General features: G+C 45.5%; 13 protein-coding genes. 7 read left to right on the top strand and 6 right to left on the bottom strand.

Annotated elements, in window-relative coordinates:
* Window positions 1–192 precede the first annotated feature (192 nt).
* From R7P69_RS06090 to R7P69_RS06075, 4 genes are all read right to left on the bottom strand, one after another.
* Window positions 193–1,734 carry an NAD(P)H-hydrate dehydratase gene (locus R7P69_RS06090; protein WP_206970297.1) on the bottom strand — a complete coding sequence of 514 codons (1,542 nt, stop codon included), beginning with the start codon at window positions 1,732–1,734 and terminating at the stop codon, window positions 193–195.
* Between the two features lie 86 nt (window positions 1,735–1,820).
* Window positions 1,821–2,258, bottom strand: coding sequence for a PAS domain-containing protein (locus R7P69_RS06085; protein ID WP_005373463.1), 438 nt, complete (start codon window positions 2,256–2,258; stop codon window positions 1,821–1,823).
* A complete protein-coding gene (locus tag R7P69_RS06080) occupies window positions 2,258–3,262 on the bottom strand; it encodes a response regulator (protein ID WP_005373466.1) in 1,005 nt (334 codons plus the stop codon). Before R7P69_RS06080 ends, R7P69_RS06085 begins: the two co-directional genes overlap by 1 nt.
* Window positions 3,263–3,629: 367 nt before the next feature.
* Window positions 3,630–4,538, bottom strand: coding sequence for an aldo/keto reductase (locus R7P69_RS06075; protein WP_005387688.1), 909 nt, complete (start codon window positions 4,536–4,538; stop codon window positions 3,630–3,632).
* A gap of 95 nt (window positions 4,539–4,633) precedes the next feature.
* Here R7P69_RS06075 and R7P69_RS06070 point away from each other — a divergent pair, with 95 nt between their 5' ends.
* Window positions 4,634–5,047, top strand: a complete 414-nt coding sequence (locus tag R7P69_RS06070; RefSeq protein ID WP_318121493.1) for a helix-turn-helix transcriptional regulator — start codon at window positions 4,634–4,636, stop codon at window positions 5,045–5,047.
* Here the strand turns inward: R7P69_RS06070 and R7P69_RS06065 are convergent.
* Complete coding sequence (locus tag R7P69_RS06065) at window positions 5,028–5,642, bottom strand: hypothetical protein (RefSeq protein WP_080996737.1); 615 nt, start codon at window positions 5,640–5,642, stop codon at window positions 5,028–5,030. The two genes, R7P69_RS06070 and R7P69_RS06065, sit on opposite strands and share 20 nt — an antisense overlap.
* 456 nt (window positions 5,643–6,098) lie before the next feature.
* Here R7P69_RS06065 and clcA point away from each other — a divergent pair, with 456 nt between their 5' ends.
* Together clcA and R7P69_RS06055 are read left to right on the top strand one after the other, a co-directional pair.
* Entirely contained in the window at window positions 6,099–7,502 is a 1,404-nt protein-coding gene (gene clcA / locus R7P69_RS06060) for a H(+)/Cl(-) exchange transporter ClcA (protein WP_258619314.1), read from the top strand.
* Window positions 7,503–7,763: 261 nt separating this feature from the next.
* The gene (locus tag R7P69_RS06055) at window positions 7,764–8,711 is read left to right on the top strand and encodes a TDT family transporter (protein ID WP_017819907.1); all 948 of its coding nucleotides are present in this window, start codon (window positions 7,764–7,766) and stop codon (window positions 8,709–8,711) included.
* Window positions 8,712–8,755: 44 nt separating this feature from the next.
* On the opposite strand, the gene folE is transcribed toward R7P69_RS06055, so the two are convergent.
* Window positions 8,756–9,409: a GTP cyclohydrolase I FolE gene (folE, locus tag R7P69_RS06050; protein WP_005373478.1), complete on the bottom strand. Its 654-nt coding sequence runs from the start codon at window positions 9,407–9,409 to the stop codon at window positions 8,756–8,758.
* A 287-nt stretch (window positions 9,410–9,696) separates the two neighbouring features.
* Between folE and moeA the strand changes: the two genes are divergently transcribed.
* The 4 genes from moeA (at window position 9,697) to R7P69_RS06030 (ending at window position 14,479) form a co-directional block, all read left to right on the top strand.
* On the top strand, window positions 9,697–10,932 hold the full coding sequence (gene moeA, locus R7P69_RS06045; protein ID WP_017635208.1) for a molybdopterin molybdotransferase MoeA: 1,236 nt from the start codon (window positions 9,697–9,699) through the stop codon (window positions 10,930–10,932).
* A 9-nt stretch (window positions 10,933–10,941) separates the two neighbouring features.
* A complete protein-coding gene (gene moeB / locus R7P69_RS06040) occupies window positions 10,942–11,691 on the top strand; it encodes a molybdopterin-synthase adenylyltransferase MoeB (RefSeq protein WP_054574696.1) in 750 nt (249 codons plus the stop codon).
* Window positions 11,692–11,866: 175 nt separating this feature from the next.
* Entirely contained in the window at window positions 11,867–13,972 is a 2,106-nt protein-coding gene (locus R7P69_RS06035; protein WP_318121488.1) for an LruC domain-containing protein, read from the top strand.
* A gap of 12 nt (window positions 13,973–13,984) precedes the next feature.
* Complete coding sequence (locus R7P69_RS06030; protein WP_104976219.1) at window positions 13,985–14,479, top strand: hypothetical protein; 495 nt, start codon at window positions 13,985–13,987, stop codon at window positions 14,477–14,479.
* The last annotated feature ends 62 nt before the right edge of the window (window positions 14,480–14,541 follow it).

Raw genomic sequence — 14,541 nt, 5'->3', positions numbered from 1 at the left:
AACTATCAACAACTTGAGAAAGCACTTAAGTTAACCCATTGCGCAAACCTTTGCGTCATATCTTAAAAATTAAAACGCATCACCTCTCAAATCTGCCTAAAACTCAATCACCTAATACTAAGATGCCCTGCTAATTCGTAAAAAAGTACTCAAAAAAATCGACCAATTTTCTCAAAAATGCATGAAATCTAATTAAACTCGATAGAGCTCTTGGGTGATAGCGGTACGAAGAGTGCTAACGACATCACTTGCCAAAAGACCAATTTGACCATGCTGACTCACGTTTATATCGGCAGCATGACTGTGAAGTACCACACCTAAACGTGCGGCAACAGAAATTGGTAAACCTTTGGCTAGTAATGCACCAATGACTCCAGATAACACATCTCCCATTCCCCCCGTCGCCATTCCGGCGTTACCCGCTAGACAGACGTACATTCTCGTTCCATCGTAAATAAGCGTCCCCGCGCCTTTTAAAACCACTACACCGCCATAACGCTCTTGCAGTTGTCTTGCCGCAGAGTATCGGTCACTTTCTATTTGTTGAATGGTTACATTTAGTAGTCGAGCTGCCTCTCCAGGATGCGGCGTGATCACTCGATGGTTGTCGCAAACCAGAGTGCCATCGCACCGCTGGCTCAACATCGCTAGAATATTGAGGCCATCAGCATCAACAACTTTAGGTTTCTGCTCTTGAGCCAGATATTGATAGGCTTGATAAGCCCACTCATCATCTCCAAAGCCAGGACCAAACACTAATACGTCAGCCCAGCGAATGCGTTTAGTTAAGTCGTTCTCAGTATCCCTGAGTAAGTCAGCGGTGATGCTCTGGCTCATTACTTCTGGGCAACCAACCTGCAGTGGAATAAGGCTACTCGTGTGAGTAATTGCGGCAGTTAAACCCGCTCCGGCTCTAATCGCAGCGGAGGAACATAAACGAATCGCTCCAGACATCCCTTGGTTGCCACCAACACAAAGCAACTTCCCGTTGTCACCTTTATGGACTGTTGGATTTGGCTTGGGCATTAATCTTGAAACAACCTGATGATCAATACCTAATGCACTTTCTACTTCGATAGTATCAAACTTAGTATTGACGCCTAAACCACAAAAGTAGAGCTCGCCAACGCGATCTCTCGCTTGTCCAGTGCATAAGCCTTGCTTAACCCCAATGAAGGTTACAGTATGCTCGGCACGAATAGCATCACCTAAAACTGCACCTGTATTAGCACACAGACCAGAAGGAACGTCGACTGCAATCACAGGGGCATGAATTTGATTAATTTGGTCAATATAGCGACGATACTCCGAACGAACCTCACCGCTTAAACCAGTACCTAACATGGCATCAATGATCACATCCGCCTCTAGCAATGCGGTATTCCATTCATCCCAATCATTGTTAACACCGTCGATTGACTGCCAATCTTGGTATGCGCGCAAAGCATCACCTTTTAGCGCAGATACATCACCAATTTGGAAAACATGTACATTGAGTTGAGCTTGTTTCGCAAGAGATGCAAATACGTAACCATCGCCACCGTTATTCCCTTTACCGCAAATCACTAAGATATTTTTTGATTTAGGATACAGATGTAAAAAGCGCTCATACACGGCCATACCAGCGCGTTGCATTAAGCTATACATAGAAACACCAGCCATTTGCGCAGCCAGCGTTTCACCGTTTTTTACTTGCTCTGCGGTGTAGAGTTTTAGGGCGAGATTAAAGTCCATATTCACGTTCTACGCATTGGGAAACACAATTATAAGTATACAAAAAAGCCAAGGCGGACCTTGGCTTTTGAGAAAGTTTTTTATCGCTATTGATTCTGAGACATCAGAGCTTCAGCCGTCGCGTCTTGTATAGACAAAAACAACGAGTTGATTTTTCCAGTCGGTGTGCGCATTGGGTTCAACGTAACATTCTGGTACATAAACTCCGCTTGCTGCGTGACTGGTCGAACATTGCGACAGCAAAATAAGTAAGGTCGTTGTCGCCATGTGATGAAGCTGCGACAGCCTAGGTCATACACTGGTTTTGTTTTTAATTTAAACCACTCCTGTGGGATTTCAGGGAAGATATCAAATATAGAACGACCTATCGCATCATGAGACTGCAAACCACTGTGATGAGTCATAAACCCATTCCAGACCTGTACATTGTAATCTCGATCAATGACCACTAAGCCCATGTCGACGTTTTGTACCATATCCACCATCCAATGGAATTGTTCAAACTCTGCTGGCATATTCAACATTAGAACTCCTCCATTAGATAAGACAGTTTGTTATCAAGCAGCGGCAAGGATTCATCCACAAACATAAACAACAAGTCACAACGAATCGACGTCCCTTCAATGTTGTAGCTCACTTCGAATGTCATCGTGCGGCTGAATGCTCCAGTTGTAGATTCAATGATCGAGTCAATTGAGATATGTTGACCAAGGAGTACTGGTGGACTTTGGAAGAATCGGACTTCAGACTGCTCGCCTAAACCATTTAAGAACGACCCCACCAAAATATTAGAAATATCCATTAGCAGCTCAAGCTCTTCTAGCTCTTCGCTGTCTGCTGGTACTTTCATCAACTTTTTGAGATCAGATACGCTTGAATCACTCAAAATCACTAGCGCTTCGCCAGCAATACCTTCGCCACAAAATCCCTGACAAACGCCCGATACGTTGTCATGCGACGCCAAGTCGCGTAGCGCCATGTGAAGTTCGCTCACTTCAAAGATATTGACGTTCGGCAGAGGTAGTTGCACAAACACGTCAAAGTGACGCGCCAACGCATCGGCTGCTCGACCAATTGAAACGTTAGCCACTTCCATGTAAATATCGCGACGACGTAAAATCGGTAACTCAATAGAGACAGGCGTGATAATTTGAGGACGAGGTTCTGGCTCGACCAACTCTTTAAGCGCCTTCTTGAGTTCATCTTTGGCGATCGGTTTTTGAATAAACGCTTTTGCACCCAGTGCGAACACGCGCTCTTTCGCTTTAGGTTGGATATCCCCCGACACAACAACCACCGGAGTTTTATCCCCCAACCGTTGCATGTGCTCTAGTGTTTCAAAGCCATCCATTTCTGGCATGGTCAAATCAAGAAACATCAATTTAAACTCGTTTTTTTCGAGTTCTTCTAGCGCGTTTTTTCCGTGGATAGCAAACGTAATATCGGCATTCAATGTGGCTGGTAGTGATCTCGCCATCTGTTTGCGTGCTAACGCTGAATCATCACAGATGAGTACGGGAAAAGACATTCAATCACCTTTTTATATTCCACAATCTGCGCCGGAGTCTAACAGATTGTTACAGCATGTAATACGAGAAAACTGACGAGTTTTTTATTTCTTTATTATTCAATAAGCATACGCAATATGAATGAATGAGTGAACAAAATGACTAAAAAGCAAGCATCACATTCGCTGTTTAGTGACATAAAACAAACATGGGTAAAACTCCTCCACCCAAAGTAAGCAAAAAGTTGCAGCTAACATCCAAAGCCCATTTTTGCTCGAATTTCATTCTTTCCATTTCCATAATGGGTAAACAGTAACGCGCTAAAACTAAAAAGGCACCCTGCTAGAGGATGCCTTTAATAACAATTTCATCGATAAGATATCAATTCTATGGCACACCATGACCTTTAGAAGCCACCCATACGCGATACCATTGCTCTCGAGTAAGTTCGATGTTCAATGCATTAACTGCAGTTTGCACACGCTCGATTTTACCAGAGCCAATGATTGGAATAGGGTTAGATGGCAAACGACGTACCCAGGCATAAATTACTTGGTCAATACTCGCTGCGCCCACTTCTTCACGAATTGCTTCTAATTCGTTACGGACACGAACAGCTTGCTCACTGTCACCACTAAAAATTGAACCTCCACCGAGGCAAGACCAAGCCATTGGTCGCGTACGCAACATTTGCATTTGGTCAAGCGTTCCATCGTGAGCAACCTCAAAGTTAAGTGGGTTGATTTCCACTTGGTTAGTAACCAACGGCTTACCTAAGCGAGATTGCAGCAGTTCAAACTGGCGTGGAGTGAAGTTAGACACGCCAAAGTGCTTCACTTTGCCGACTTTATGAAGCTCAGAAAATGCTTCTGCAACCTCGTCTGCATCCATTAACACGTCAGGACGATGAATTAAAAGTACGTCGATTTCATCCACATTCAAACGTTCTAGCGAGTTGTTCACCGATTGGTAGATATGTGCTGAGCTCGTGTCGTAGTGATTGATCTTACGCTCTGGCGTTTTATCGCCACACAAATTGATGTCGCATTTCGTCACGATCTGAATTTGCTCACGAACACTCTTGTCTAAAGCTAACGCTTCACCAAACAACGCCTCACACTCGTAATTACCGTAGATGTCGGCGTGATCGACTGTCGTAATGCCTAACTCAATGTGTTGCTTAAGAAATGACAAACGCTCTTGAGCCGTCATTCCCCACTCAACTGCACGCCAATATCCTTGAACCAGCTCTGAGAACTCTGGGCCTTTTGGTGCAGTTACTACTTTTGCAACCATGGGTTTTCTCCTTCAATTGATCTGCATTCATCGTAGTCTTGTTTTCGTACCGGCTCAACGGGTAAACTTTCGCAATTCGAACTGGAGTACGAAATATGTCTTTTGCCCAACGCCTAGCCACCCTGATCGGAGAAGAAAGCATCAGCGGGTTCGCACGACGCGTCGATGTGTCTGAAGCTTTAATACGCAAATACCTTAAAGGCAGTGAACCTAGCCTAACTAAAGCAAATCAAATTGCAATGCGCGCCAATTGCTCTCTCGAATGGTTAGCAACGGGATGCGGTTATTTATATCGCCGTGCTGAAGTCGTGGATATGGATGCGTACAAACTTGCCTTTCAACACATTATGAATCAGCCGTTGTCAGACGATGCAGAAGAGCTACACCGCAAGCTAATTGCAGGATATCAATACCTGCGCGCTCACAAAAAATCGGATGGTTTTTTGGATGAATCTGCAATGGCGACCTTCCTATCTCTCCATAAAGAATCTAAAAACGAGTCACTTTGACCTCGATAATTTCGCCATCACTGCGCAAGTGCACATTTAAGGACGGTGATGGCGTCAGAAACTCGTCCGGCTTTACCCAAAGCAAACTTCGAATCGTTTCTTGTGGATAGCGGTTCATCAACAAAATAACTTCTTTATCGACAAGCTCGGAAGATTTCTTTTCCAGAGCTTCAACGACATCATATTGCTCTTTTCCGATAGTGACTCTGCGTAAAACTAACCCATCCTTTCTTAAGTTGAGAAGTAAGTCATTCAGACGCTGCCACTCGTATTCAGTAAGAAACGAGAACTGAGCACTTTCTCTTCTCAAAATCACTTCACCATACAAGTGCTGCTGGTAGTACGAAAAATCATCCAAACAAAATGCGTTGATAAACGTTGAGTTGTCTCGCAACTGCACTTCGCAACCATACCAGCTTCCACTTTTTTCTATACGTTCTTTTAGATTGGAATATGGCATTGCTGACAACGTGTCTTGCCACCAGCTCGGCGTTGAAAGTGCCGGAAACGTTACCGAACAACAACATAAAGAAAGTAAGAGTCGAAGATAAAAGCGCATGCACTGCTCTAGTTGGTTGACATCGAACCAAGACATTACTAACTGCAAGAAAATGTTCAAGAGAAAAATAGTGGCAGGTGGTGATGAAAGTTATAACGCAGAAATTAAGAAGGCGCACATGTGCGTGCGCCTCTACCTCGTTACTCAATCGTGAGTGTGCGAATCGGCGATGTCTATTGATGCATCCCGAACATAAAACGAGGACTTACCGTAGGGTTTGAATCCATCCAAATTGTGTGTAAAACCTCACATCCCTCCTTCTGAAGCAGTCATGTTGCTTTACATTTAAAGCATGGTTCATTTTTCTCAAAAAACAAGTTTTTTATCCTAAATTATGAGAGCAATAGCACAATCTGAGTGAATGAATAATATCGCGACACTTCGAACACTCAATAGTGAAAAGCTAAATTGCATCTTTATTGATTAGGTCTAGACTCTGCGAAGCGTATACTTTCTTTCGTCCCTTCCCCCCAGCAACAGGAGAGCTTTTTAATGACCAAACGCGAGAGAATTGTGAAATCTGTGTTGGCGCACGTACCGAAAGATGCGATTAACCAGTTTGTCTCTCGAGGGTCAACATCATTTTCTGTTCTCATTATGGCCGCCATTGTGGGTACGTTGGCTGGTTTTGTCGGTACGTATTTCGAGCTTGCCGTTCATTTCGTTTCTGAAACACGAACAGAATGGTTAAGAAGCGAAATTGGTAATGTTCTACCATTGTGGCTGGCAGCGGTTCTCATTAGCGCACTTTTAGCTTTTATTGGCTATTTTCTTGTGCACCGCTTTGCGCCAGAAGCGGCAGGCTCTGGTATTCCTGAAATCGAAGGGGCAATGGATAATATTCGTCCAGTGCGCTGGTGGCGAGTTCTACCAGTAAAATTCTTCGGCGGCATGGGCGCACTTGGCTCAGGTATGGTGCTGGGTCGTGAAGGCCCAACCGTTCAAATGGGGGGCGCTGTTGGTCGAATGGTGACCGATATATTCCGGGTAAAGGATGACGATACCCGCCACTCCCTGCTCGCTTCTGGTGCTGCTGGCGGTTTGGCTGCGGCTTTTAATGCCCCACTCGCAGGCATTATGTTCGTTGTGGAGGAAATGCGACCTCAGTTTCGCTACTCTTTGATCTCAATTCGCGCAGTGATCATTTCTGCCATTATGGCGAACATAGTGTTTCGCGCCATCAACGGGCAAGACGCCGTTATCATTATGCCGCAATACCAGTCGCCAGAGCTTCAAACTCTATGGCTGTTTTTATTGCTTGGCGCATTGTTTGGCGTGTTTGGCGTGATCTTCAATAAACTGATTACCGTGGCACAAGACAGTTTTGTCGCAATTCACAAAAACGATCGTAAGCGCTACTTGATTGTGGGTTCGCTACTGGGAGGCGTGTTTGGTTTGCTTCTTTTGTACGTACCCCAACTAACTGGTGGTGGTATCGGCCTTATTCCTGACATTACTAACGGTAACTACTCGGTATCTATTTTAGTTTTGCTTTTCTTTGGTCGCGTAATTACAACCCTGCTCTGTTTTGGTTCTGGTGCGCCGGGAGGCATCTTTGCACCTATGCTTGCTCTGGGAACCTTATTTGGCTATGCGTTCGGAGCAAGTGCTGATGTCTTACTCCCTGCGCTTGATATCGAGCCTGGTGTATTTGCGATTGCGGGCATGGGTGCCCTGTTTGCAGCAACGGTACGTGCACCGATTACAGGTATTCTGTTAGTGATTGAAATGACGAATAACTACTACTTAATCCTGCCATTGATCATTACTTGTTTGGGCGCTGTGATTATTGCTCAATTGTTGGGTGGACAACCTATTTACAGCCAGCTGCTGCATCGCACAATCAAAAACGAAAAGTTACGCCAACAGGATCTACCGGAGAATCAATCAACATAACATTCTCTTTGTTATCACTTCGCTCCAGACTATCGAAGGGTTTGGAGCGATAAACTCTGCATTTTTACATCTTTTCCCAAATATTCGATACCAAACTCACAAAATTATCATTCTCTGATATTTGCTCACCACCTTTCATGAGAAACCCCTCTCCATACTTGTTAGTATTCGCTACTTAAATAGAGCATTTCATCCAAATCGTCATGTTTCGTTTCATTCAGGCAAAAATCAAATGGAGTAGATTTGAACTGGAGAAGACTTGTGCAGTTTTATAGTGTCCCGCCGTCTCAAGCCGCGTTGGCACTAGGTATGATAGGTTTAGGGCAAGCTTGGGCACTCTATGTTCCTGAGATTGGTGAACCGATACGTCCATTTTTGGCGTCACTCGGCGCACTTTTACTCGCCCCTGTACTCATAAAATATGCCGCTAATCCACGATTATTCATGGTCGACATTCGTCACCCGCTGAGTGGTAGTTTAATGGCACCAATGAGTATGGCGTTACTGATCCTTGCAGATTATCTTGCCGCTGTAGCGCCTATCATCGCTTATCCACTTTGGTTTATGGCGCTTTTGCTGCATTTTACTATGATGGTGCTGTTTTTTAGCTTTCAGCTAATGAACTTCAAAATGTCCAATATCGTACCGAGTTGGTTTCTTTATCCGGTGGGGCTGATCAGTAGTTCACTAGCCGGTTCTCAACTAGGTCACAACTTATTCTCCGAAACGTTAGCGATGATGTGCATCGGCATTTATTTCTTCATGCTGCCACTCGTGTTGTATCGTTTGGTGTTTTTCGGCTCTCTACCAAGGCGAGCAAGACCGACCCTCGCGATTATGGCCGCGCCGGTAAACTTGTCATTAGCAGCATACTTGGTGAACTTTCCCTTGCCTGATCCGATACTGACAGGCGCATTGGCCGGGATCGCCATCACTATGACGTTATTGATCTACTTATGTTACTTCCGCTTACTTCGCTTGAAGTTTCAACCTTCTATCGCGGCAGTAACCTTTCCTTCCGTGATCAGCGCCATCGCAATGCATCGCTTGACCTCTTTTTTCGCCGAATCGCACCCTCACTGGCACTGGCTACACGACTTTGGTTTTCTAGAGCTCAGTATCGCGACTGTATTGGTTGTTTGGGTATCGGCAGGTTACGTCAAAATGTATTGGCCAGAAATCATGAAGTCATTTTCTAAACAAGTATAAAAAAGGATGGCGTTTGCCATCCTCTTAGAAACTTGCTTAGTTACCTAGCGTAAACCGTGCAGAAATTCGGCACGCGTTGCTGGGTTGCTCTTGAAGATGCCACCCAATGCAGTTGTTGTCGTTTCGCTAGTTGCATCCATCACACCGCGAGATTTCACGCAGTAGTGTGTTGCGTCAATCGTCACTGCCACATCATCGGACTCAAGCAGCGTTTGAAGTGCAACAAGAATTTGCTGAGTCATACGCTCTTGAACTTGTGGACGCTGGGCAAAGAAGCGAACGATACGGTTGATCTTTGACAGGCCAATGATCTTGCCACGTGGAATGTAAGCCACAGCAGCCTTGCCATCGATGGTCACAAGGTGGTGTTCACAAGTACTGGTCACTGTGATGTCCTTCACGCGAACCATCTCGCTCACGTTCATCTTGTTCTCAATCACCGTGATTTTAGGAAAGTTGGAGTAATCCAGACCAGAGAAGATTTCGTCAACGTACATCTTAGCAATGCGGTGAGGGGTTTCTTCTAGGCTATCGTCAGTGAGGTCAAGTTGAAGTAGACCTAAGATCTCACGCATGTGGTGTTCGATCTTCTCTTTCTTCTCTTCACGACTTACGTTGTTTGGACGCATTGGCGTTTCCAAACCGCGTTGCTCTAGCGCTTCTTTTACTAACTTCGCTGACTCGCTAAGACCTGACATTCCACTTCCTCTTTTGTTTTACTTCAGCCTTCGTACAAACCCAATCAAAATTGCATTCATACTTTTCGCTTTGAGTTGCTCAGTTCGTGTCTTTACACCAAGTCACATCAGATGAAGGTACTGAGCTGATTTTCTTGAGCTCCGCAGGTTTTTTACCCCTTTTGGATGGCTGACAAGGATACTCGGATTTTTGAATAATTACACCCATATTTTATAGGTGGACATTCTTACTCAGTCCCCTTTTATGGTAAAGTTGCCACAAAACAAAAGAACACAGGATTTTCTCAATGGGCTGCTGCGACGCACCTGGCTTGATGCCAATTGAAGAAGCGATGGACAAAATGTTATCGCGAATCAAACCTATCCAAACAACGCTTTCTCTTCCACTTGCTGAAGCACTCGGTTTTGTACTGGCAGAAGACATTTTGTCTCCTATTCACGTACCACCATTCGATAACTCAGCAATGGATGGCTACGCTATTCGCATTCAAGATCTTGAGTCATCTTCTGTATTGCCTCTGGCAGGTAAATCATTTGCAGGACAACCTTTTGAAGGTGAATGGCCTCAAGGTACCTGTGTTCGCATCATGACTGGCGCAAAAATCCCACAGGGTTGTGATGCCGTTATCATGCAAGAAAACACTGAAGTAACAGATGCTGGCATTCAGTTCAACCAAACCGACGTGAAGCCACAAAACAACATCCGCCCAACAGGTGACGACATCAAACAAGGCGACATCGTACTGGCAAAAGGTGCACGTTTGACACCTCGCGATATTCCGATGATTGCGTCGCTTGGTGTTAGCCATGTGACAGTAGTACGTAAGCCAAAAGTTGCTTTCTTCTCTACTGGTGATGAACTTAAACCACTGGGCGAACCGCTAGACGAAGGTCAGATCTACGACAGCAACCGTTACGGTATTAAACCACTTATCGAGAACTTCGGTTGTGAAGCCGTTGATCTTGGTATCATTCCAGATTGCCCAGAGACTCTGAAAGCGACCTTTGAGCAAGCGCAAACATTGGCAGATGTGGTCGTGACCTCAGGCGGTGTCAGTGTAGGCGAAGCAGATTACACCAAAGACATTCTTGAAGAACTTGGTGAAATTGGCTTCTGGAAGCTAGCAATCAAGCCGGGTAAACCTTTCGCATTTGGCAAGCTAAGCACTGCTTGGTTCTGTGGTCTGCCAGGTAACCCGGTTTCTGCAGTTCTTACTATGTACGTGCTTGTTCAACCAATGCTGGCAAAACTTGCAGGTCATACCGAATGGAAAGCACCCGAGTCTATTCCAGCAACAACCAAAACCGCATTTAAGAAAGCGCCAGGTCGTACCGATTATCAACGTGGTATCTACACATTGGAAGATGGTAAGTTTGTGGTTGAAACAACCGGCAACCAGAGCTCTGGCGCGTTCCGCTCAATGAGCCTAGCGAACTGCTTTGTTGTATTGGAACGCGAACGCGGCCGAGTTGAAGTGGGCGAAACGGTTCAGATTCAACTATTCAACTCAACCCTTTACTAGGAAGTCGTTGTGGATATTCTTTCCGATCAGGAAATGCTGCGTTACAACCGCCAAATCATTCTTCGTCAGTTTGACTTTGAAGGACAAGAAGCACTCAAACAAGCATCGGTATTGATGCTTGGTGCTGGCGGTTTAGGCTGCGCATCAAGCCAATATTTGGCCACTGCTGGTGTCGGTAAAATCACACTGATTGATGATGATATCGTCGAATTGTCTAACCTTCAGCGCCAAGTGCTGCACCACGATGCAGATATTGGTCGTAAGAAGGTAGAATCAGCGGCAGATGCACTACGCGAACTTAATCCGCACATCATTGTAGATACCATCGCAAAACGTCTTGATGATACAGCGTTAGAAAGCCTGATTAAGCAACACACTATTGTTGTCGATGCATCAGATAACGTCGATACGCGCAATCAACTTAACCGCCTATGTTTTGCGACTAAAACACCGCTAATTTCAGGCGCGGCTATTCGTATGGAAGGCCAAGTGAGTGTGTTTACTTACGACGACCCAACTCAACCATGTTACCAGTGCTTAAGTGCCCTCTTCGGCAGCAGTGCGTTAAGTTGTGTCGAAGCCGGAGTCATGGCTCCTGTTGTGGGTATTGTTGGCGCAGTACAAGCGATGGAGACGATCAAAGTGATTGCTGATTACGGCCAACCAAAGAAAGGCAAAATTCTGATTTTGGACGCGCTCAGCATGTCTTGGCGAGAAATGAATCTGATGAAAATGCCAACCTGTCCGGTTTGTAGTTAGTTCTATACCTCTAATCATTCCCAAAAAGCCCAACTCGATGTTGGGCTTTTTCTCATTTTGACAATCAGATTTACAACCCTTCTTCTTACAAATCTTAGCTCTATAAAATTCAACAAGTTAAAAGTTGGCACATTCCTTTCATTGCATATATCACGAACCAATGAGAGGGCGAATTATGAAAAGGACATCACTACTACTTGGGTCTCTAATAGCGAGCGCTTACGCACAAGCGGCGCCATTTGATACGTGCCCAAGCCAAGCATACCTATTCCAATCAACCCCGGTTCAAATCTATGGCGTCAATTTGGTCACAGGCTCTACGACTCTTTTAGAGGACGACACAGGTTTGGCTTCGGGCATCAACGGTGTAGGCTTTAACTTCACTGACCGTTATATCTACGGCTACGACACCACAAACAAAAAGATTGTTCGTCTTGGTCAAGACTTCCAAGCAGAGACACTTGATGTTTCGGGTCTTCCTACCGACCACACGTTTTACGTAGGTGACGTTTACAACCACGTCTACTACTTGTACCGCAAAGGCAAAGGACTTTTCTCCATTGACCTTTCTCCGCTCGATTCTGATCCAAATGCGACATTGAGCATCGTGAAAATTAGCTCAACAGCGACAGTGAACCTAACCGACTTTGCATTCCATCCAGGTGATGGCTCCCTTTACGGCATCGACAACAACTCTGGTGTGCTATATCAGTTCAACCCATCAAACGGTAGCGCAACTGCGATAGGTGACACAGGTGAGAAAGGCACATTTGGTGCTGGCTACTTCGATGTAAACGGCAACTACTACGTATCACGTAACCAAGATGGCAAAATCTATCGCGTTGACCTTTCGGAAGATAACGCAGCCAATATCGCAGCAGGTATCGTTCCTGCGGTTGAGTTTGTATCCAACGGTCCAAGCTCAAGCCAAAATGACGGTGCACGTTGTGCAAATGCTCCGGTGATTAACGAAGACGAGCCAATTGATTTCGGTGATGCTCCAGACAGCTACCACACAACACTTGCGTCAAACGGTCCTCGTCACGAAGTGGACGGTGTAACTTGGCTTGGTTCCGTCGCTCCAGATGGTGATGCCGACGGACAGGCAAACGATAACTCTGTGGGCACAGCCGATGAAGATGGTGTTGGTTTTGTATCCGCACTTGATCCAGGCTTAAGCTCAATTGTGAATGTGACAGCTTCTACTTCTGGCTACCTATCAGCATGGTTTGACTGGAACCGCGATGGTGACTTTGATGATGAAGGCGAACAGGTCTTTACTGACCAATTACTGTCTGCGGGTAATAATCCCCTACCGTTTGTCGTTTCAACCGCTGCAACGGAAGGTTCAAGCTGGAGTCGATTCCGCTTTAGCCAACAAACCGGATTAAACTACGATGGTGGTTCGACATCTGGTGAGGTGGAAGATTACCCAATTACTATCACTGGTAATGGCTACTCAGTGGAATATTTCCCGAGTGCAGAAGATTACGCCACCGTGGCTTATGAAGATAATTGGCCATACACCGCAGACTACGACATGAACGATGTGGTCGTGAAATTCCGCATCACTGAAACCAGTCTTGCTGGTCATGTTGAGAATATTCAGATTACAGGTGACCTAGCGGCTTACGGCGCAAGCTACAAAAATGGCTTCGCAATCCGACTACCGGGTGTATTGAGAAGCTCGATTGAAAATGGATTAACGACGCTATCCTTCAATGGTGTAGAGCAAGCATCTAATGGCTTGGAAAGTATTTCTGATGAAGCCATTTTCATCATCAGTGAAGACTTAAGCACACACGCGGCGAGCAGCTGTAGCTACTTCCGTACCGAGTCTGGCTGTGATGATAACGTTTCACTCACCTTTACCTTGAATGTGTACTTCACCGAAGGCTCTGACCGTTCAGCCATTCAAGCCATGCCATACGACCCGTTCATCTTCGCAACGCCGGGGACTTACCATGGCGACGGGATTACCTTCCAACCAGGTCGTAAATGGGAAGTTCACTTAGCAGACCAAGCACCAACAGAACAGTTTGATGACCAAAACCTCTTCGGTGTCGGCGTCGATGCAAGTGACCCTGCACAAGGTGTGTACTTCAAAACAGCAAACAACTTACCTTGGGCACTGTTGATAGTAGAGGATTGGGATTGGCCGCTAGAGCGTGTAGACATGGTCGATGCATACCCTCAATTCCAAACTTGGGCTGAGTCTGGTGGCGAACTAAGCACAGATTGGCACACCGCTCCAACACCTAACAAATGCTACATTCCATAGGGAGATAACATTATGAAAGCACTTATCACAATCATCATGGGATTAGCACTATCAGCTTGTGGCGGTGGCGGCGGTGGTGGTAACAGTACACCACCTCCACCAGCTCAAACGACCGTTGTAGAGGAAGACACTACCCAACAGGAAGAAACAACCGTAGAAGAGACTACCGTAACTGTAGAAGATGCAACCATGCAGGACCTAGTAGTACCGGATGGCTTTAGCTACAACCCAGTGACGGAAGGTACGCTCAATGTAGACATCAGTGGTTTCTCTTCTCAACGAGCGCACCTAAGCGTGTACAAAGAGTTCGTCGAGAACAGTTCAGGTAACTACGATGCAAAATACCCAAGCAAAGTCGCATCGGTTCCACTCAACAATGGTACAGCAAATGTCGACTTTAATGTTTCTGATAGCCAAGGTAGCCTACTTGTTGAAATTTGGTTCTATGACGGCAGCGACCCAATTCAGAAAGTCATTACTTCAGGAGACAACACTTGGACCATGTAACTGGGTAAATCGAAAGCTGTCTTTCAGAACAAATCTTCAATCTTTAACTTAAAAATCGCATC

Origin of the sequence: Vibrio sp. 661, from assembly GCF_033339315.1 — a bacterium.
Classification (GTDB): Bacteria; Pseudomonadota; Gammaproteobacteria; order Enterobacterales; family Vibrionaceae; genus Vibrio; species Vibrio alginolyticus.
This window is presented reverse-complemented; position numbering and strand designations above follow the sequence as displayed.

Coding starts and splice junctions, on each gene's coding strand:
- folE (WP_005373478.1), bottom strand. CDS start 9,409: ATGTCAGGTCTTAGCGAGTCAGCGAAGTTAGTAAAAGAAGCGCTAGAG.
- R7P69_RS06035 (WP_318121488.1), top strand. CDS start 11,867: ATGAAAAGGACATCACTACTACTTGGGTCTCTAATAGCGAGCGCTTAC.
- R7P69_RS06065 (WP_080996737.1), bottom strand. CDS start 5,642: ATGTCTTGGTTCGATGTCAACCAACTAGAGCAGTGCATGCGCTTTTAT.
- R7P69_RS06070 (WP_318121493.1), top strand. CDS start 4,634: ATGTCTTTTGCCCAACGCCTAGCCACCCTGATCGGAGAAGAAAGCATC.
- R7P69_RS06080 (WP_005373466.1), bottom strand. CDS start 3,262: ATGTCTTTTCCCGTACTCATCTGTGATGATTCAGCGTTAGCACGCAAA.
- clcA (WP_258619314.1), top strand. CDS start 6,099: ATGACCAAACGCGAGAGAATTGTGAAATCTGTGTTGGCGCACGTACCG.
- R7P69_RS06085 (WP_005373463.1), bottom strand. CDS start 2,258: ATGTTGAATATGCCAGCAGAGTTTGAACAATTCCATTGGATGGTGGAT.
- R7P69_RS06030 (WP_104976219.1), top strand. CDS start 13,985: ATGAAAGCACTTATCACAATCATCATGGGATTAGCACTATCAGCTTGT.
- moeA (WP_017635208.1), top strand. CDS start 9,697: ATGGGCTGCTGCGACGCACCTGGCTTGATGCCAATTGAAGAAGCGATG.
- R7P69_RS06090 (WP_206970297.1), bottom strand. CDS start 1,734: ATGGACTTTAATCTCGCCCTAAAACTCTACACCGCAGAGCAAGTAAAA.
- R7P69_RS06075 (WP_005387688.1), bottom strand. CDS start 4,538: ATGGTTGCAAAAGTAGTAACTGCACCAAAAGGCCCAGAGTTCTCAGAG.